A 17,270-nucleotide genomic window follows, 5' to 3' on the forward strand; every position below is an offset into this window, starting at 1 on the left:
TTACCGTGCGCACCTAGCCTTGGCTGAAAGCATCGCGGGGGAAACGACGCGTCGAGGTAACCACGATCTATCCCCGCGCGCGTCGGTGCGGCAAGGCGTTCTCATGTGGGCGGACGCAAGACTCTTCGCAACATCGGGAGGGAAATGACCTTGGCGACAAACACGCAAATCGAGAGTGTCACGTTCCTGTCCCCGGAGACCGACGGAGCCGAGATCGGAGGCGACCTGGTCGGAGTCGGCACCACTAGCTCTCCCGCCTTGATCCTCATCCCGGATGTACACGGCATCTCGCCCCTGTACCGCACCTTGGGCGAACGACTCGCAGCCGCGGGCTTTCGCACGCTCGTGCTCGACATCTACGCCCGCGAAGGCGCACCGCACCTGGCCGACATGGCGCAGGTGGGTGAGTGGATCGCGAACCTTCCCGATGAACGTGTCCTGGGCGACGTGGCTGCCGCGCGAGTGTATCTCGCGAGCCGTGCCGACGTGACGGAGTCGGCGATCGGCATTCTCGGATTCTGCCTCGGCGGTCAGTACGCCCTGATGGCCGCGTGCCGACTTCCCCAGATCACGGCCTGCGCGAGCTTCTACGGAATGCTGCGCTACGCGGAGCGGTCCGAACGCAAGCCCGCGAGCGCTCTCGACATGGCGCCCCAGCTTTCATGCCCGCTCGTCGGCCTCTACGGAGCGGACGATTCCCTCATCCCGACCGCGGACGTGAGCGAACTGCGCGACATTCTCGAACGCGGCGGGAAGGAATTTGACCTCGTCACTTACGAGGGCGCGGGCCACGCATTTCTGAACGAGGCACGCCCCGAGGCGTACCGTCCGGAGGCCGCCGCGGACGCCTGGGAGCGCGCCTTGAAGCTCTTCCAAAAATACCTTTCCTGAGTCGCGGCAAACATTTGCAACCCCTCGCCCTCGCTGCTTAATCTCCTCGTTCCAATCGGAGGAGATGCCATGGCACGCCAGAACAAAGACTTCCTGACGCAGGTACGAGAGCAGGCCGAGCGAACGCTCGCGATCCTCACCTCGGAGATTCGCAAGCGCGAGGCCGAGTTGGAGAAGCTCCTCGAGCAGGCGCGCGTGTGGCGCGATGCGCTGACGAGTTCTTTCACGCCGGCCCTGCTTCAGACCCCACCGAAGAAGAAGAAGAACAAGACCGCCGGCAGACCTGCGAAGCGCAAGTCAGTGAAGAAGACCACACGCAAGGCATCGCCGGCCGCCAAGAAGGCGACCAAGAAAGTCGCGAAGAAAGGCAAGCCCGCGAAAGCAGCCGCGGCGCGGGCGACCACCGCCGCCGCGAAGAAAGCACCGAGGGCGAAGAAGGCCGGCGCCACGAAGAAAGCACCGAAGGCGAAGAAGGCCGCCCCCGCGAAGAAGGCATCCGCCGGCAAGCGGGTCGACTGGGACAAGCTTCTCGCCTCGCTCCCCGCCACGTTCTCGATCGACGACGTGATGGACACATCCGGCGCCCGTTCCAAGGGCCGCAATCAGGTCTACCCCGCCATCAACCGGTGGGTGAACGCGAAAAAGGCCCGCAAGGTCGGCACGGGCCGGTACAAGCGGATCGAGTGAGAACGAAACCAAGATCCAAACGAAAAAGGCCCGCCCCGGACATTCCGGCGCGGGCCTTTTTCGTTGGATCGGCAGGCGCGCTCAGGTGCGCGATGCCTGGAAGATGCTCTCGATCGACGTATCCAGAGTCGAGTTGAACTCTGCGTCCGACTGGTTTGCCGAGAGCCCTTCGGCGAGGGCGCGAGAGAAGCTTGCTACGATCCCCTTGCTGCGGGTGAGACGATCGTTGGCCTCTTCACGGCTGTAGCCACCCGACAGGGCAACGACGCGCAGCACCGCCGGGTGCTTCACGAGCTCATCGTAGAAGCTCGCCTCTTCCGGCAGCGTCAGCTTGAGCATGACCTGCTGGCCGGCACCGAGCTTCCCGAGGTTCTCGAGAATGTCGGCCTTGAGCAGCGCCTCGGCTTCCGCCTTCTGTGGCGACTTGATGTCGATCTCCGGCTCGAGAATCGGCATCAGGCCCGCGGCGAGGATCTGCTTTCCGACCTCAAACTGCTGATCCGCGATCGCCTTCACGCCGGCCGGGTTGGCCAGCTTGATCACGGAGCGCATCTTCGTGCCGTAGATGCCTTTGGGCTTCGCGCGCTCGAGCGTCGCGTCGAGTCCCGGCATCGGCTTCATGAGCTGGACGCCGTCCGCCTCGTCCGCAAGGCCCTTGTCGACCTTCAGGAAGGGAACGACGTTGCACTCATCCCAGAGGTACTGCGCGCTGGGCTTCCCCTTGATTTCGCGATCCATGGTGCCCTCGAAGAGGATGGCGCCCATGACGCGGGTCCCATCGAAGCTCGGGCTCGTGATGATACGAGTCCTCATTTCGTGGACCTTGTCGAACATCGCGTCTTCTCCCGAGTACTCGGTCTCCGCTATGCCATAGAGGCCGAGGGCCTTCGGCGTGCTGCCGCCGCTCTGGTCCAGAGCCGCAATGAAGCCGTCAGACTGGATCTTCTGGGTCTGCTTTTCTGAGATCCCCAAGGTTTGCTGTCTCCTTATTTGAAATGCACGCCGAGCCGACGAATTCCGCGGCTCCGCGATCCACGCGAGGTAAACAGCGAGTCTACCAGAGCCCGACACCCTAAAAAAAGAGGGTAATCCCCACCCCAGTTGCCCCCCCCCCCTAGCGCGGCCGGCCCAACGCCCAGACGCGGGCCGCTGTGCACGATAGAGGAACGGGAGCCAATACCGGTCCCGCGTGGTCCTCGGCCAGGAGTGGGGGCTTGTCGCGGAGTGAGGCGTGCCACCTGCGGGCTTCACGCGTAACCGGCAGTGCCCCCACGCCCGGTATGTCTCCAGCCCGCAACCGGAGAGCACCGCCCCAAGAAGGAGACCATGCGGATGCCCCTGGCCCCGAAGACCAGACGACGAGGCTCAGGCCGCCGCGCCCGACAACCGCCGGGTGACGTGTGGGTGTCTCTCGAATTGGTCGAGGACATCGACCAACTCGTCGGCGGTCCGCGTGTGCGTCACGGCCTCGCGCAGGTGCGCACTCCCGGGGAAACCCTTCACGGTGCGACACGTCATGCCGCGAAGCCGCGCCGCGGTCGTCTTCGTTGGATAGACCTCATCGAGAAGCTGCCGATAGCGGCGCAGGGCAGCGAGCCGCTCTCCGACGGTCGGCGCGGGGAGAGTCTCGCCCGCTCGATCCGAGATGATGTGGCGGAAGAGCCACGGGTTCTCCATCGCGCCGCGCCCGATCAGCAACCCGTCGACCCCCGATCGCTCGAGGCGCTTCCTGGCCGTTGCGACCGAGACGACGTCACCGCTGCCGAACACCGGGATGTCGACGGCGCGTTTCACCTCACCGATCAGATCCCAATCCGACGCGCCGTGGTAGAGCTGCATACGAGTCCGGCCGTGCACCGCGACGAGTTCGACGCCGGCGGCCTCGGCCATCTGCGCCACCTCCACGCAGTTGATCGAGTCCTCATCCCAACCCGCGCGGATCTTCAGCGTGAGGGGCACCGAGAGCTCACGGCGCACCTGCCGCAAGAGCCGTTCGAGGTGACTCACCCGGCGCAGGAGTTCGGCTCCACCACCTTTCTTCACGACCTTCGGCGCGGGACACCCACAGTTGATGTCGACCATGTCGACGCCCGTGGCCTGCACGAGCGCAGCCGCTTCCGCCATCCGATCGATGTCCGAGCCGAAGATCTGGATGGCAATCGGGCGTTCGCTCGCGTCGTAGCGCAACATCCGGTGAGTCTTTAGATCGTTTCGGGTCAGGCCCTCTATCGAGATGAACTCGCTCACGACGAGGCCCACCGCATCGCCGCTGCATTCGCGCACGAGACGGCGGAACGCCATGTCGGTGACCCCGGACATCGGCGCCAGCACGAGTGCAGGCGAGATGTCGACTGGGCCGACCTTTACCGAACCTGCCTCCATGCCGTTCAGGATACCGTTCGCGGGCGCGCGCTCGCAACGCAGCGGATACGGCTCAAACCGGGTCCTGGTGCTTGGAGCTCTCCTCCATGAGGGCGTCGAAAGTGCCGTCTTTGAAACCCTTCTCGCAGAACCGCTCGAGCGTATCCCGCTCTCCGAGGTACTCGTATCGCGGCACCGCCCATCCGCACGACGTCTGGACCTTCTCGACGCCGATCGCGATCAGCTGGCGCGTGTAGTCGCCGACCATTCCGGGTCGCATGCGACCCGCCAAGGCGTCGAACTCGACGGAGCCGGCTCCATAGACCTGCCCTCGCCCGTAGCGCCTGCTTCTCGAAGCCGGCAAACATGAGAGTCAGACGCCCGCCGCCGTTCACGTGGCTCGCCGTCTGATTCCCGCTTCCGGGCCAGTCGGCGTACACCAACTCCCTCGGGCCCAAGACGTCGAGCGTGTCATACCCCTTCGGCGAGACGTTCGGGAATCCGCCCCCGTCCGCCGGCGCGCTGCCGATGAAGAACAGCTTCTGTGCGCGAACGAAGTCGATCAATGACGGCGAGAGGTCATCGTACCACTTGGCCATGGCCGAAGAGTGGCCCGGCGTCGGCGTGCGCGCAAGCCTCGGTCGCCCTCGATTCGAGGCGACCGAAGCTCCCGCATTCTAGATCATGCTGGCGCGCACGTCCTCGTCGACACCCTTGCCAAACCGATCGCCGAACATGATGCCACGCTCACGGTACTTTCCTTCCGTGCGCTGGGTGATGAGTCCCAGGCGCGCGAGGTTCGGTACGACCGTGTGCATGAAGAGATCGCTGTTGATCTCTGCCCAGTTCGGCAGACCCATCGCCACCTCGACGACGGCATGCGGCTCGAGGCCGTACTTGGGACCGAGAACGTTCAGCATGTCGAGCTGCTGGTTGGCATTGAGCGCCTCGAGAATGTTGAACGCGAAGTCCTCCATCTCGGCCATCTCTTCTTCGTTCGCATCCTTCACGGTGCGGCGCATCGTGAGAACCCCGAAGGCCGCGTGCCGAGCCTCGTCCTGCTTCACCCGTCGCATGATGTCGCTCACGAGAGGGTTGGTCGACCCCTTCTGGATGATGTCCAGGATGCCGACTGCGACCCCCTCGAACAGCGTCTGCATGCCCAGCGTCTTGGTCTTCCAGGTCGGCGCCTGCAGGAGCTTGTCGAGAAGGACCTTCAGCGTACCGCCGATCGGATAGATCGTGCCGAACTTGCGCTGAAGCAGCTTCGAGAGCACCTCGACGTGCCGTGCTTCATCCGCAACCTGCGAGGCCGCATAGAACTTCGCGTCCATCGTGGTGCACGCGTTCGTGAGCTGCCCGCAGATCTGCAGCGCGGCCTGCTCTCCGTGTAAAAGCTGGGAGATCGTGAAGGCGAACTCGTCCACGGCGGCCGCTTTGCACGTCTCTTCGTCGGCCTCCATCAGGGTGAGAAGCGTCGGAAGGACCAGCACGTCCTGGCGCGGAAGGAACCACTCGTCGAGTGGGATGTCGGTGTCCCACTGGATGTCCGTCTCGGCGTTCCACTGCCCCTTCTTGCCCCGCTCGTAGAGCGCGGCGAGCTCTTCGACCTCGTTGCCGTAGTTCCACGTCCAGTGGAGATCGAGGGGCGCTGCGATGTCGAGTTCGCCGCGAATCTTCTCGACACGCGACTCGTCGATCTCGATGACTTCAAAGTCCCCAATCTGGCTGCGATAGTCCGCAAGAATCTTGTCCATGGCTGTCTACCTCTCTCAGGCGTTCTTCGTCGCGCCGAGACCGTCGCGCACGAGGTCCAAAAATTCACCTTTGATCCGCCGCCCCTGCGCGGCTTCGAATACTTCTTTACCCAGCAGCTCCTGCCCGAAATCTCCGGACGCGAACGGAAACACGATCGGTCCGATCAACAGGAGCAGCACGTGCGGCACGCTCGCCATGCGAATGCCTCAGTTCGCGCGCAACAAGAAGGTCGCGCCCTGGTGCGCGAACTCGACCTGTTCGGGTAAGATGCGCTTGACAGTCAAGCCCTGGTAGCTCTCGCCCTCGCGGACCTGCGTCATCGCCGGGTTTCCCTCGACGCTCATGTAGGCAAACCGGCGTCCGGGGTTGCTCGAGTACTGCAGGATGTTGATTCGAACCTGAGGCGCGCTGCTCGGGGGCCGTCGGAGGCCCTCGTCCGTCGGCCCGCTCGCTGACAGAACCAGCGGCTCTCCGGAGACCGGAGCAGGCGCCGGTGGCGGCGCTCGAACGATGGCCGGCGCAGGCGCCGGCGCGGGCCGAACGCCCGGAGCCGGCGGGATTTCACGCTGCGGGCGCGGGGCCGTCGGGTCGTACGTACCGGTGACCGCGTGCGCGCCCTGGGCCATGCGCTCTTCTTCACGCACGAGCCGCCGCTCTGCGGAGGCCGCCTTCCTCTCCATGCGCGCGATGTTGCGGGTCTGGCGGAACTCCGTCAGAAGCTCCTCGCGCTCCTCAGGCGTCCCAGCCGAACGGATGGCCTCTCGAAGCCCTTGCGACTCCTCCCGCTTGGCGAAGCGATTCTCGCGCCGGCCAGCACGGTCCTCACGCCGCGCCATGACGCGCTCCAGGACGCGGCGACGCTTCTCGCTCATCGGCTTGTGCTTCACGGCGGCCGGCGCGTTGTCGAGGGGGGGGGCCGCCTTGACCTCACGGGACACGCGCTCGGGGCGAGCAACGGGAACTCGCTCCTGCGGCGGCGGTCGCGTCGGCTCGACTCGCGCCGGCGGGGCCGGCTCCGGCTCCACGACGGCGGCGACTTCTAGCGGTTCGGCCACCGCTTCGGCCTCGACGGTCTCTTCCGTTCGCGTAGAGGACCCGCCACCGCTCAGTTCCAACCCGCCTGCGAACGCACCGACAAGAGCGATCAGGCCGAGAGCGATCCACAGAAACCGGGGCCCGCCCTTCCGAGGAGGCCGCGGGGGTCCGTCGCCGAAGCTCCCGGCGCCGTCGGGCGCATCACCGTCCTGTGCCTTCCGAAGAGCGTCGAGGACGGTGCTCAACGCACGGCTCCGCTGGCAATCACGTTCGCGGGAGCGCCCTTCGAGCGCTGAGAACCGAGGTGTGGCACGCGATCCGATGCCGCCATCCCGTACAGCGCGATCATCGTCATCGGCCCGACCTTGCCGTCCGCCTCGAGGTGAACCCCCCTCTGAAACTCCACCACCGCCTCCTCCGTCAACGCGTCGAACTGATCACCACCGGGACCCTCGTAAACCCCGGCCACCTGCAAGAGGTCGTGCAGGCGCCGTACCTTCGCGCCCGCGATGCCGCGGCTCAGCAAGCTTCCCAGCTTTTCGACGTCGTACCACAGCACATGGCCCTGGCCGAACCAGACCTCCGACAGAACGCTGTGGGAGACCTCGATCCGCTCCTGCCCCAAGCGAACGTAAGCCATGCGGTCATCGACGCGATCAACCATCCCGAAATGCACGCCCGACCCATCCCCGAGATCCAATTCCAGGATGACCGGAAGGTCGAGGACCCGCAGCACGTTCAGGTTACCGGTGAACTCGAGGTAATCGAGCCCACGCCGCCGGGCGATCGCTGGAAGATCGAGCCTATGACTCGCCGCCTCCGCCGCCGAAAGACGGTCGCCGTTCCAGACCCCGACCAGAGATTCCACCGCTTCGTACGCGCTCTCACTTGCGGTGGTCTGCCGAAGAGCATCGCTTAGCGCTGCGCGCTCGATCCAGCGCGAATCGGGCACCGGAGCCGGCACCTCGGGTTCCGCGGCCACGACCGACATCGGCCCTCCGGGCGGCACGTAGCCGTGCGACACGGGGACAGCAGCCACGGGCGGGTCGACTTGCCCTGCGGGCCATGGTTCGAAGCTCGGCGTGAGCGGGTGCGGGGCGACTCGCGGCTCGGACGCAGCGGCGGGCAGCGGCGCGGCTGGGACACGGTCGATCGCATCGAGCATCTGCGCGACGTCCCGACTGTCGCTGCTCGCGGCGCGGCCAGGCTCTTGCGTGAACGAGATCGAGCGGGCCCCGAACTCGTTGAACCCCCAGACCCCGGCGCCTCCGAGAAACGCGGCAAGGACGAGTCCGGCCGCCATCGCAGCCCACTGCGGAATCCGACGCGTAGGCTCCGAACGACGGCGCCGCGGGCTTTCGATCTCTTCAATCGCACGCTTTACGATCGAGCTCGTGATCGACGTGGAGTCGCGCGCGTACGCGACGAGCAGCGCGCGGTGGCAGACGACATTGATCCGCCGCGGGATCCCCTGACTGTACGCGAAGACACGTTTCTGAGCGCCCGACGAGAGAATGCGGCGAGGGCGTCCACCCGACGCCGTAGCCAGGCGGTGCCCGATGTATTGCCCGGTCTCCTCACGGTCGAGCGGCCCGAGGTGCCAGCGCACGGTAATGCGCTGCTCGAGCTGAACGAGGTCCGGTCGCGCCAGGATGTCGCGAAGCTCGGGCTGTCCGACCAGAACGATCTGTAGAAGCTTCGCGCTCTCGGTCTCGAAGTTCGACAGCATGCGGAGCTGTTCGAGGATCGCACCGCCGAGCGCCTGGGCTTCGTCGATGACGAGCACCACCTGATTGCCGGCCTGCTTCTGGTCGAGAAGGAACGTGTTCAGGGCGACGAGCAGATCGCGCTGCGTGCCCTCCTCGCGCAACCCCAGCTCGTGGTTGATCTCCTGGAGAAGCTCGACGCCACTCAGGACCGGATTCAGGATGTAGGCGTACCGCGCGTTTTCCGGCGGGTCCGACAAGAACGAGCGCAGGATGGTCGTCTTGCCTGCCCCGATCTCCCCGGTGATCGCCACGAAACCGGCGCCTTCCTCCAGCCCGTACACGAGGTGCCCGAGGGCCTCCTTGTGCTTGGCTGACAGGAAGAGATAGCGGGGGTCCGGGGTGAGCCGGAACGGTGCCTCCTCGAATCCGAAGAATCTCTCGTACATGAGCTTTGCTGGTGGACGACAGTCGCCCACCCGGGATTCAATTAAGAGGAGCGGCGGGGAAGCTGTCAAACAGACCGCCTTGTCTGCAGCGAGGCCTGCTGGCACAAGGGGCCGGAGCCCATGGCCAACGAGTGGTGGCAGCAGCTACCGGCCGACGAGCGCCGGGAGTATCAGCGGAGCGAAAAGCTCTCGAAGGTCCCCCTGCCCCCGGACCCCTGCTTGGGCAAGATCGCCCTAGCCATCGACCGGGCCCTGGCCTCCGAGAACCGCCTGAAGGCCGAGGGGGCGTCCCAAGCCCTCGTGGATCGCCTGAGTCGGCGTCTGTCGATGCCGAGCGCGACGATCCGGGTGCAGGGCCGGCGACCGCCCGATGGAGAAGGCGAGCTCCACGGCATCTACCGACCGGCCGAGGGCACCGAGCAGGATCAGATCAGCGTCTGGATGCGGACCGCAAAGCGAGCGGACGTCGTGGCCACGCGGACGTTCCTGCGCACCCTCCTGCACGAGGTGGGCCATCACCTCGACATGCGGCTGCTCGATCTGCCGAACTCGTATCACTCCAGAGGCTTCTACCAGCGCGAGGCATACCTCTTTCGGATCATCACGAAGGGTACGGCGCTCGCGCCGGGAGGGACGGCCGAATCACCGCGAGAGCCTGCTGTGCCGCCGCCCCAAGTCGATGTGCAGCGCGGACTCGCGCTGCTCCGCGCGACCGTCGACAAGATCGAGGGCCGCTCGCAAAAGGAAGAGTCCTAGAACTCTTCCCCTTCTTCTTCGTCGACGAGCCGCACGGCTTCGAGAAGGCCGGGCGGAAGATCGTCGAGGAAGCGAGACACCCGTGAAGGAACCGGGCCCAACTGCCGGTCGTGCACGAGAGTCGGGTAGCTCAAGTGGAGATGGTTCCGCGCACGCGTGCAGGCGACGTACATGAGGCGCCGCTCCTCCTCGATGTCTTCGTCCTCGACCGAGTACTGCGAGGGGAAACGACCCTCGAGTGCGGAGATGACGAAGACGGCATCCCACTCGAGCCCCTTTGCCGAGTGCACTGTCGAGAGCGTGAGCTGCTCATCCTCACCGGCGTCCACGGCCATCACGTCGCCAACCGAGTCGTTCGGCGGCTCGAGCGCCACGTCGGTCAGGAGCTCCGAGAGGTCCTGGAAGCGCTCCGAAAGAACGACGAACTGTTCGAGATCCCTCATCCGCTTGGGCGCGTCGTCGCGATGAACCCGCTCCAGTGTGCCGCGGTACTGATCCACCACGGCCTGAACCAACTCCGCGGGCCCGTGCCGCTGCGGATCGAGGCCGGCGAAGAATACGCCCAGCTGCCGTAGCGCGTCCCCGACGCGACGACGAATCACCGGCCCGCTCGGCGGGTCGGCGAGTGCGCCCGGCCCCCGCCCTCCTTCGAGGAGCCAATCCACGACCGTCTCCGCCGCGCGCGGCCCCACGCCTTCGAGCAGCAACAGAAGACGGTGCCACGACACGACGTCACGCGGGTTGTCCAGCACCCGAAGGTGGGCCACCACGTCCTTCACGTGCGCGGTCTCGACGAACCGGAAGCCGCCTCGCTTCACGAACGGCACACCCGAACGGGCCAGCTCGAGTTCCAGGTCGAAGGAATGGAACGACGAGCGGAACAGGACCGCCATATCGGAGAGAGAGACACCCTCCTCCCGCAACTCGAGAAGGCGTTGGCGGACGAACAGGCTCTGCCAGCGCTCGTCCGGCGCGGGGATCAGAAGCGGGGTCGGACCGGGGCCGCGGCTCGTAAAGAGCGTCTTCGAGTACCGTTCGGTCGCCTTCTCGATCACGACGTTCGTCAGATCCAGGATCGCCTGACTCGAGCGGTAGTTCTCCTCGAGAGTGATGACCTGCGCGCCGGGAAAACGCTCCGGGAAGCGAAGCATGTTGCCGACGTCCGCCCCGCGGAAGCCGTAGATCGACTGCGCATCGTCGCCAACGGCCATCACGTTGCCGGTCGGGCCCACCATGCGCTCGACGATCTCTGCCTGCAGCGCATTGGTGTCCTGGTACTCGTCCACCATCACGTAGCGATAGACCGACCGGAGCCGCTCGCCGAAGTCGGGATGTTCCGCCAGCCGGTCGCGGAGCGAAAGCAGCAGGTCGTCGTAATCCAGGAGCTGGTGCTCCGTCTTGTAGGAGACGTACTGCTCGTGACAGCGGAGCATGTCCTCCACGTCGTCGAGAAGGTGAGCGTGATCCGTCTCGACCAGATCCTCGATCGTCACCCCTTTATTGGTGGCGGTACTGAAAATCCGCGCCAGGGTGCTCTTCCGCGGAAATCGGCGCTCCTTGCGATCCAGCCCGAGTCGCGTCCGCACCAGCTGAAGCGTGTCCTCCGAGTCGCTGCGGTCGAGGATGGTGAACTTCTCGGGCCACCCGAACAGGCCTCCGTACCGACGCAGGACGGTGTTGGAGAACGAGTGGAAGGTACCCCCGGTGACCGCCCCGAGTTCCCCTCCGGGCAGAAGCCCCTCGGCCCGTCGCAACATCTCGGACGCGGCTCGACGCGTGAAGGTCAGCAGAAGAATCGAGCGCGCCGGAACGCCACCCTCGACCAGGCGCGCCACTCGGTACGTCAGCGTCCGCGTCTTCCCACTTCCGGCACCCGCAACGACGAGAACAGGCCCGTCGAGCGTGGTTGCCGCACGATGCTGCGCCTCGTTCAGCTCTCCGCGGTAGTCGATCTGCCAGCGACTGGGATCGCCCGCGCCACGTTTGATCGTGTAGGTCGCCATCGACAGGTCCGGCATACCTCCTGGAGAAGAAACGCGCACACGCCGGTGACACGCCCGCATGGGCATGGCATGTTGCCCCACGATGTCCGATGAAACCAAACCTCAGACTGGCCACGGGCCCGCGCGCGCCGTCACGGTCCAGGCCGACGCCGCGATCACCCCGGGCGTGTACTCTAATCTCGCCATGATCACGCACCGCAAGGAGGAATTCGTCTTCGACTTCCTCTTCGTGCAGCCGCAGGGCGGGAACCAGGGCGAGCCCGTGGCCCAACTGCGTTCGCGTGTGATCGCCTCGCCCGGGCACACCAAGCGCTTGCTGCGCGCGCTCGAAGAGAATGTTCGCCGCTACGAAGCCCAGTTCGGCCCGATCGAAGAGGCCGAGCCGCCACCCATCCTGCAATGAGGACAAGATCGATGCTGCGAAACACCCAAATCGCCGGCGTTGCCGTCACAGGCCTCCTAGCGGGCGCCGTCGCCAGCCCGGTACGCGACGAGGAATCGGCGGGAGCCGCGAACTCCGTCGAAGCCGGCATTCAGAAGGCTGGAACTGAGTCCAAGAACGGCCTCGATACCGCCGGGAGGGCCACGGGCAACGCGCTCGATAAAGCGATGGAGGAGACCGGAAAAGGGGTCGGCTACGCGATCGACAAGACCGGCGAGGGTTTCAAGAAGGCCGGCGATTCCATGACCGGCACTGGAACCAGCGACGCCGATTGATGTCGCAGGCGGCACCCAACGACCCTCGCGAGACCGAAGAGATGGCTCTGCGTGGCGTTCGCTGCCCATTGAACTGGGCACGCGCGAAGGTCCGGCTGGAGGAGATGCCGGTCGGCGCGCACCTCGCGCTGATCGTCGACGACCCGCGTGCGGTTCGCGACATCCCGCGGGCCGCCGAAGCGCACGGCTACGTCGTCCTCGATGTCACGAAGTTGCCCGACACATGGCGGATCGAGATTGAGCGCTAACGACACAAACAGGACGTCCACGGCAACCATCGCGGGCGAGGTCTTCACCACGCGCGATATGGCTCGCCTTGCGAAGCTGACGCCGTCCCGTGTCCGGCGCTGCGTCCATGCCGGCTTCCTCATGCCCAAGCGCGGCGTGCGGCGGCGGTTCGAGTACTCGCTACACGACCTACTTGTCCTTCGCGCTACCCGCACGCTGCTCGAAGCCCGCCTGGGGCCTCGCCGCGTGGCGGAAGTCGTCGGCGACCTTCGCGCCGTCCTGCCCCCCGAACGAGACGTGTCGAGTGTCAGTCTCACCGTCGAGGGCGACGAGGTCATCGTCTCCGAGGGTCGGCGACGTTGGCGCCTGGGCAGCGGCCAACTCCTCCTTGGCTTCAACTCCCCCAAGAAGCGACGCCGGGTCGAGAGTATCGTCGAGGACGACGAAGAGGACGACCGAGCCGCCTATCGAGCCTTCACCCGCGGCCTCGCCATGGAGCAACACGCCGCCGAGGACGCCAAAGCCGCATACCGCGAAGCGCTGGAACTCGACCCGACTGCCGTTCCGGCGATGGTGAACCTGGGTCGGCTCGAGCACGTAGCCGGCAACCTCGACGAGGCCGAACAGTTCTACCGCGATGCGCTCTTGCTCGACGAAGACGAGAGGACGGCGGCGTTCAACCTGGGCATCCTCGCCGAAGACCAGTCGAACCCGCGTCTCGCGATCCAACGGTACAACGCCGTGCTCGACATCGACCCGGACCACGCGGACACGCATCATCGCCTCGCGCGGCTGTATGCGCGCCTCGGGCGCCGCGACGCGTCCCGGCGACACACGCGGATGTACCGGGACTTGCAGCGCAAGCGCTGACGGGCGGTCGCTTCGCGGCTTCACCGGTTGGGCCAGCGGCCCCGGTGCCGACACTCCCTAGCCCGTCGGATCGCTCGCGAGCAGATACGGGGCGAGCCAGGTTTCGGCTCTTTCTTCGACGTATCTGGACTGGTTCGTGGGGTAACGAGATGAAGCTACGGCGGCGCAGGCCACGGAGCCCGCAGTATGCGCTCCAGACCGGTACGCACACGCTGCAAACCCCTCCGCACATCCCGTAGCCCAGAGCACGCCCCGAGCGGCGTTTCTCATGACGGCAAAGGTCCACTCGTGCGTCGTTTCCGGCGTGTCCGCGCAATTGGTCGAAGTCGAGGTGGACGTCGCACTCGGGCTGCCCCACTTCGCGATCGTGGGGCTGCCCGACGGCGCGGTGCGCGAAGCGAAGGACCGGGTACGAGCCGCTCTGCGCAACGCGGGTTTCGACATTCCGGACCGAAAAATCACCGTGAACCTCGCACCCGCGAACCTTCGCAAAGGGGGCGCGACCTTCGACCTCGCGATCGCGCTCGGCGTACTCACCGCACTCGATCAAATCCCCGCTCCCCGCGTCCGCGGCCTCCTCGTCGCGGCGGAACTGGCACTCGACGGTCGCCTGAAACCGATTCACGGCGCTCTCCCCGCCGCGCTCAGCGCCAGCCGCGCGTCTCTCACGACCCTCATTCTCCCGCAGGAGAACGCCCCCGAAGCGGCGGTCGCCGGCGTCACGACGGTCCTTGGCGCACGCCACCTGCGAGAGGTCGTCGCGTACCTTCGCGGCGAAGACGACATCGCGCCGTGTCGCGTCGACCACGAGGCCATGCTCGCTGCAGCCCGCGCGACGCCGGACCTCGACCTGCGCGAGGTCCGCGGCCAAGCCGCCGCGAAGCGCGCGCTGGAAGTCGCCGCGGCCGGTGCACACAACCTGTTGCTCGTCGGCCCTCCCGGCTCGGGAAAAACAATGCTCGCACGGCGACTGCCCACGATTCTTCCAGACCTCTCGCTCGCCGAAGCCCTCGAATGCACTGCCGTACACAGCGTCGCCGGAATGCTCGGCGACCGGTCGCTCATCGGCACGCGCCAGTTACGCGCACCGCACCATACCGCGTCGCGCGCCTCGCTTCTCGGCGGCGGGCGCCCGATCCGTCCCGGAGAGGTCGCCCTCGCCCACCGAGGCGTCCTCTTCCTCGACGAGCTTCCGGAGTTCCCAGGCGGCGCCCTCGAGGCTCTCAGGCAGCCGCTCGAGGAAAGATCGATCGTCGTCTCCCGCGTCGGCCAGACCTGCGAGTTCCCCACCGACGTCATGCTCGCGTGCGCGATGAACCCGTGCCCGTGCGGTCATGCCGGCGATCCGACCCGCGAATGCATCTGTCGTCCCGGCGCGGTCGAGCGCTACCGCCGGCGCCTCTCCGGCCCTCTCCTCGACCGCATTGACCTCCACGTCGAAGTGCCCGCGATCGCCCGCGACGAGCTCCTCGGAACCGCCGACGGCGAAAGCTCCGAATCCATCCGCGCCCGGGTCGTCGCCGCGCGGGTGCGCCAGACCAAACGCCTCGCCGAAACCCCGGGCGCAACGAACGCCTCCATGCGCCCCACCCACCTCGAGCGCGACACGAGGCTCGGCACGGCCGCTCGCGCCCTCCTCGAGACGGGCGTCGACCGCCTGGGCCTCTCCGCCCGCGCCTACTCTCGCGTGCTGCGTGTCGCCCGCACGATTGCAGACCTGGCCGCACACGAATCGATCGAAGCCGCAGACGTCGCCGAGGCCCTCCAGTACCGCACGTTGGATCGACGGGTGGTGTAGAACGGGACTGGAGTAGGGAAAAAAGTACGACATATGATCTTGCGATGAAGGCCGAGATCTCCGTCATCGTGGACCGAACCCTCCTGCGTGACGTCGCCCGCCTCTCGGGCGAACTCAGCCGGATCGGCGGGGCCCTGCCCTGACGGGCGCCTCGTCCACGAGGCACTCGCCGGATGGACCGAGCATGGATCGAGAACGTCTCCCCCCAGCCGCTCTTGATTTCTTGACCTACGGTTGCTCGGTTCGACTCGGTGCCCATCCGAGCCACGATCTCGCTTGCCGTCCTCGCTGCCCTCGTGGCGCTCGTGGGCTGCACCGAGCGCGGGCCGTTCGCGGCCCCCACCCTCGAACCACTCGAGACCCGTGTCGGCTCGGAGTGGATTCGAGACCGGCGCGGCCGCGTCGTGATCCTGCGTGGTGCGACATACACCGTCACCGAGGACGGGCTGGAAAGTAGTCTCATGGGTGGAGCGGTCGACCTGACGCTCGCCGGGATGGAGCGGCTCGGAATGAACCTGATCCGGCTGCCGCTCTCCTGGGCCCTGATCGAGCCGAAGCCGGGACAGCGCACGACCGAGTACCTCTGGATGCGGGTGAATCCGATCGTGCGGATGGCGGCCGCACGCGGCCTAGCCGTGGTTTTCAGCATGAGACCCTGGCCACGTGGCGCCTGCGACGGGAGCGACCCGACGATCCCGAACTGGGTGTGCGACTCGATCCCTTCCGAGGACGATCCGTCGTGCGCCTTCTGGCGCTCACGCGGACCAGACAAGATCCCCCTTCGAACCCACTACGCCGCAACGTGGGAGGTCGTCGCGCGACACTACGCGCAAGACGCCCGCATCCTCGGATTCGACGTCCTCGAGGAGCCGTCTGCCGGGAACTGTTTCCCCGCAGCAACGTTCGAGTCTCAACACCTGCGCCCCTACGCCGAGGAACTGCAGAAGAAGATCGCGAGCGCAGGCGCGCTCGGAGCACTCCTGTACGAGCCACCGGTCCACATCGAAGCCCGCATCGAGGGCCAGGCACCCTTCGAGACGCCTGCGATCTATTCACCCCACATCTGGACCGAGCGACTCGGGCCCCCGCACTCGGGCGACGGCAACCCGCTGTCGCACTCCTACGACCGCGCGACGGAGGCCGCAGACCGAGCGCGGGCCCCTCTGTTCGTGGGTGCGTTCGGAAGCGACCTGCCTCCCACCTCGGCAGGAGGCTTCCCCGTCACCTCGCCCGCCATGGTGCTCCTCTCACTCGACCTCCTCGACCAGCACCTCGCCGGCGGCGCCTTCTACGCGCTCCGGCCGCGGGGCGCAGACTCTCCTGCCGCCGACCTGGGGCCGGTCGAGGCGCTCCTCAGCCGGCCGTACGCGCGGCGCATCGCAGGCATCCCGACGTCGATGTCGTTCAACGCGCGCACTCTGGAATTCTCTCTGCGGTTCGAGGACGACCCCGAGCACAGCCCACCTGACCCGACGGAGATCTTCCTTTCGTCGGCCTTGTACGACGAGGGCTTCGTCGTCGGGCTCGGGCCCGACGACACGTGGACGTACGACGAACCGACACAGCGACTCCTAGTCTACCGTGGTTCCAGTGCGACACACGAGGTACGGGTGCACCCGAGCGCCGACTGAATTGACCGCGTTCCCGGCGATTTGATACCCGATTGAGGCCATGCTCTCCAACGAAACGAACGACGCCGTCGTCGTGCTCACCACTGCAGGCAGCGAAGCGGAAGCGAGCAACATCGCGCGCGCCCTCGTCGAGCGGAAGCTCGCCGCCTGCGTAAACCTCGTGCCGGGCGTGCGTTCGATCTACGCCTGGCAGGGCGAGATCTGCGATGACTCCGAGGTCCTTCTCGTCAGCAAGACCACGCGCGCCCGCTTCGACGCACTCGCCGCCGCCATACGCGAGCTGCACTCGTACAACGTCCCCGAAATCGTGGCCCTTTCGGCATCCGAGGTTGACGACGCCTATGCGGCCTGGCTCACCGAGGCCGTTCGCTAACCCGCCC

19 protein-coding genes are annotated in these 17,270 nt (G+C 66.4%); 11 read left to right on the forward strand and 8 right to left on the reverse strand.

Translation table 11 applies throughout. From position 1 onward, the window contains the following. The first annotated feature begins 150 nt into the window (after window positions 1-150). Window positions 151-891 carry a dienelactone hydrolase family protein gene (locus tag P8R42_22520; protein ID MDG2307371.1) on the forward strand — a complete coding sequence of 247 codons (741 nt, stop codon included), beginning with the start codon at window positions 151-153 and terminating at the stop codon, window positions 889-891. Between the two features lie 69 nt (window positions 892-960). Continuing rightward, the gene (locus P8R42_22525) at window positions 961-1,578 is read left to right on the forward strand and encodes a hypothetical protein (protein ID MDG2307372.1); all 618 of its coding nucleotides are present in this window, start codon (window positions 961-963) and stop codon (window positions 1,576-1,578) included. Between the two features lie 81 nt (window positions 1,579-1,659). Here P8R42_22525 and P8R42_22530 read toward each other — a convergent pair whose 3' ends face one another. The 3 genes from P8R42_22530 to P8R42_22540 all read right to left on the reverse strand — a co-directional run bounded on the left by P8R42_22530 (window position 1,660) and on the right by P8R42_22540 (window position 4,219). Beyond that, entirely contained in the window at window positions 1,660-2,544 is an 885-nt protein-coding gene (locus P8R42_22530) for a fructose bisphosphate aldolase (protein MDG2307373.1), read from the reverse strand. Window positions 2,545-2,943: 399 nt separating this feature from the next. Further along, window positions 2,944-3,960: a tRNA dihydrouridine synthase DusB gene (gene dusB, locus P8R42_22535; GenBank protein MDG2307374.1), complete on the reverse strand. Its 1,017-nt coding sequence runs from the start codon at window positions 3,958-3,960 to the stop codon at window positions 2,944-2,946. 52 nt (window positions 3,961-4,012) lie between these two features. After that, window positions 4,013-4,219, reverse strand: coding sequence for a hypothetical protein (locus tag P8R42_22540; GenBank protein ID MDG2307375.1), 207 nt, complete (start codon window positions 4,217-4,219; stop codon window positions 4,013-4,015). A gap of 188 nt (window positions 4,220-4,407) precedes the next feature. On the opposite strand from P8R42_22540, the gene P8R42_22545 reads away from it, so the two are divergent. Further along, a complete protein-coding gene (locus P8R42_22545; GenBank protein ID MDG2307376.1) occupies window positions 4,408-4,620 on the forward strand; it encodes a hypothetical protein in 213 nt (70 codons plus the stop codon). On the opposite strand, the gene P8R42_22550 is transcribed toward P8R42_22545, so the two are convergent. Genes P8R42_22550 through P8R42_22565 form a run of 4 tightly spaced genes read right to left on the reverse strand, consistent with a single transcriptional unit; the run spans window position 4,617 to window position 8,887 of the window. Next, window positions 4,617-5,696 carry a ferritin-like domain-containing protein gene (locus tag P8R42_22550; GenBank protein MDG2307377.1) on the reverse strand — a complete coding sequence of 360 codons (1,080 nt, stop codon included), beginning with the start codon at window positions 5,694-5,696 and terminating at the stop codon, window positions 4,617-4,619. The two genes, P8R42_22545 and P8R42_22550, sit on opposite strands and share 4 nt — an antisense overlap. A 15-nt stretch (window positions 5,697-5,711) precedes the next feature. Then, complete coding sequence (locus P8R42_22555) at window positions 5,712-5,894, reverse strand: hypothetical protein (GenBank protein MDG2307378.1); 183 nt, start codon at window positions 5,892-5,894, stop codon at window positions 5,712-5,714. Window positions 5,895-5,903: 9 nt separating this feature from the next. Next, on the reverse strand, window positions 5,904-6,977 hold the full coding sequence (locus P8R42_22560; protein MDG2307379.1) for a hypothetical protein: 1,074 nt from the start codon (window positions 6,975-6,977) through the stop codon (window positions 5,904-5,906). After that, window positions 6,974-8,887 (reverse strand): AAA family ATPase, encoded by a 1,914-nt coding sequence (locus tag P8R42_22565; GenBank protein ID MDG2307380.1) that lies wholly within the window; start codon window positions 8,885-8,887, stop codon window positions 6,974-6,976. The genes P8R42_22560 and P8R42_22565 overlap by 4 nt, the downstream gene beginning before the upstream one ends. 120 nt (window positions 8,888-9,007) lie before the next feature. Between P8R42_22565 and P8R42_22570 the strand changes: the two genes are divergently transcribed. Continuing rightward, window positions 9,008-9,643 carry a hypothetical protein gene (locus tag P8R42_22570; GenBank protein ID MDG2307381.1) on the forward strand — a complete coding sequence of 212 codons (636 nt, stop codon included), beginning with the start codon at window positions 9,008-9,010 and terminating at the stop codon, window positions 9,641-9,643. Here the strand turns inward: P8R42_22570 and P8R42_22575 are convergent. After that, window positions 9,640-11,646 carry an ATP-dependent helicase gene (locus tag P8R42_22575; GenBank protein ID MDG2307382.1) on the reverse strand — a complete coding sequence of 669 codons (2,007 nt, stop codon included), beginning with the start codon at window positions 11,644-11,646 and terminating at the stop codon, window positions 9,640-9,642. The genes P8R42_22570 and P8R42_22575 overlap by 4 nt on opposite strands. A gap of 82 nt (window positions 11,647-11,728) precedes the next feature. On the opposite strand from P8R42_22575, the gene P8R42_22580 reads away from it, so the two are divergent. The 7 genes from P8R42_22580 (at window position 11,729) to cutA (ending at window position 17,263) form a co-directional block, all read left to right on the forward strand. Beyond that, a complete protein-coding gene (locus P8R42_22580; protein MDG2307383.1) occupies window positions 11,729-12,049 on the forward strand; it encodes a DUF3467 domain-containing protein in 321 nt (106 codons plus the stop codon). A gap of 11 nt (window positions 12,050-12,060) precedes the next feature. Then, window positions 12,061-12,363, forward strand: a complete 303-nt coding sequence (locus P8R42_22585) for a hypothetical protein (protein MDG2307384.1) — start codon at window positions 12,061-12,063, stop codon at window positions 12,361-12,363. Then, on the forward strand, window positions 12,363-12,611 hold the full coding sequence (locus tag P8R42_22590) for a sulfurtransferase TusA family protein (protein ID MDG2307385.1): 249 nt from the start codon (window positions 12,363-12,365) through the stop codon (window positions 12,609-12,611). The genes P8R42_22585 and P8R42_22590 overlap by 1 nt, the downstream gene beginning before the upstream one ends. Further along, window positions 12,601-13,461 (forward strand): tetratricopeptide repeat protein, encoded by an 861-nt coding sequence (locus tag P8R42_22595; protein MDG2307386.1) that lies wholly within the window; start codon window positions 12,601-12,603, stop codon window positions 13,459-13,461. Before P8R42_22590 ends, P8R42_22595 begins: the two co-directional genes overlap by 11 nt. 268 nt (window positions 13,462-13,729) lie before the next feature. Beyond that, on the forward strand, window positions 13,730-15,259 hold the full coding sequence (locus P8R42_22600) for a YifB family Mg chelatase-like AAA ATPase (protein ID MDG2307387.1): 1,530 nt from the start codon (window positions 13,730-13,732) through the stop codon (window positions 15,257-15,259). Between the two features lie 251 nt (window positions 15,260-15,510). Beyond that, window positions 15,511-16,890 carry a cellulase family glycosylhydrolase gene (locus P8R42_22605; GenBank protein MDG2307388.1) on the forward strand — a complete coding sequence of 460 codons (1,380 nt, stop codon included), beginning with the start codon at window positions 15,511-15,513 and terminating at the stop codon, window positions 16,888-16,890. Window positions 16,891-16,930: 40 nt separating this feature from the next. Beyond that, entirely contained in the window at window positions 16,931-17,263 is a 333-nt protein-coding gene (gene cutA / locus P8R42_22610) for a divalent-cation tolerance protein CutA (GenBank protein ID MDG2307389.1), read from the forward strand. The last annotated feature ends 7 nt before the right edge of the window (window positions 17,264-17,270 follow it).

This window comes from Candidatus Binatia bacterium, assembly GCA_029243485.1.
Taxonomy (GTDB): domain Bacteria; phylum Desulfobacterota; class Binatia; order UBA12015; family UBA12015; genus VGTG01.